This window comes from Halomonas stenophila, assembly GCF_014192275.1.
Classification (GTDB): Bacteria; Pseudomonadota; Gammaproteobacteria; order Pseudomonadales; family Halomonadaceae; genus Halomonas; species Halomonas stenophila.
This window is the reverse complement of the sequence record NZ_JACHXR010000032.1, coordinates 1-1,377: the sequence shown is the minus strand read 5'-3', so window position 1 is coordinate 1,377 and position 1,377 is coordinate 1. Positions and strand designations below refer to the sequence as shown.

Below are 1,377 nucleotides of genomic sequence, written 5' to 3'. Positions count from 1 at the left end.
GAGCTATGGTGATTTCTGGTGTACGGGAGGAGGTAGGAAGGGTGGCGTATCCTGTTGATTGATCACGACCAAGATCTCAATCAACACGAGCGGATACGCCATGACCGATTCTACCCTCCGAGCCCTGTCACAGCCAGAATCCGAGACCTCGGACCCGTTACACGAATTGTTGCGCCAAGGGGCACGAGACCTGATTGCCAAGGCCGTGGAGGCCGAGTTGGCCACCTTCCTGGCCCAGTATGCCGACACGACTCTGGAGGACGGTCGGCAGGCGGTGGTACGCAACGGCTATCTGCCGGAGCGCACCGTGCAGACCGGCATCGGTGACGTCACCGTCAAGGTGCCCAAGGTGCGGGACCGGAGTGGCGGCCAGGCCTGCTTCAACAGCACCCTGTTGCCGCCCTACCTGAAACGGGCCCGCAGCGTCGAGGAGCTGATTCCCTGGCTCTATCTCAAGGGCGTCTCCACCGGCGACTATCAGGAGGCACTGTCGGCCCTGCTGGGTGACCAGGCTAAGGGCCTATCGGCCAACACGGTCTCGCGATTGAAGGCCCAGTGGCTCGACGAGCACAAGGCGTGGTGTCAGCGCGACCTGGCGGACCGCCGCTATGTGTACTGGTGGGCAGATGGCGTCTACAGCAACGTCCGCATGGATGACCGTCTCTGTCTGCTGGTGATCGTCGGCGTCACGGCACATGGCCGCAAGGAACTGGTCGCCGTCGAGGATGGCCATCGGGAGTCGGAGGCCAGCTGGACGGAGCTGCTCACGGGCCTGCGAGAGCGTGGCCTGACAGAGGCTCCCAGGCTGGCGATCGGCGATGGCGCCTTGGGTTTCTGGAAAGCGCTGAGCAAGGTCTATCCGACCACGGCGCACCAGCGTTGCTGGGTTCACAAGGCCGCCAATGTGCTGAACAAGCTGCCCAAATCGGTGCAGCCCAAGGTCAAGGCTGAGCTGCACGAGATCTGGATGGCTGAGACGCGCGAAGCAGCCCATCAGGCCTTCGACCGCACGCTGAAGCGTTTCGGCGCCAAGTACCCCCAGGCGATGGACTGCCTGGCCAAGGATCGGGACGAACTGCTGGCGTTCTATGACTTCCCGGCAGAGCATTGGGTGCACATCCGCACTACCAACCCGATCGAGTCGACCTTCGCCACGGTTCGCCTGAGGACGAAGCGCAGCCGGAACTGCGGCTCCCGGGACACGACTCTGGCGATGGTCTTCAAACTGCTCCAGTCCGCCCAGAAACGTTGGAGGCGAATCAAGCACTTCCAGAAGTTGGAGCTGGTCGTCAGCAACGTCAAGTTCCAGGACGGGGAGCAGGTAGCCGATCAATCAGACAGGAATGCGGCCTGACCGCCATCCACCAGATTTGACGA

At 62.5% G+C, this 1,377-nt stretch carries 1 protein-coding gene; it reads left to right on the top strand.

Going from position 1 to position 1,377, the window contains the following annotated elements:
• Positions 1-100 precede the first annotated feature (100 nt).
• Positions 101-1,354, top strand: a complete 1,254-nt coding sequence (locus FHR97_RS20050; protein WP_183385566.1) for an IS256 family transposase — start codon at positions 101-103, stop codon at positions 1,352-1,354.
• Positions 1,355-1,377: the final 23 nt, after the last annotated feature.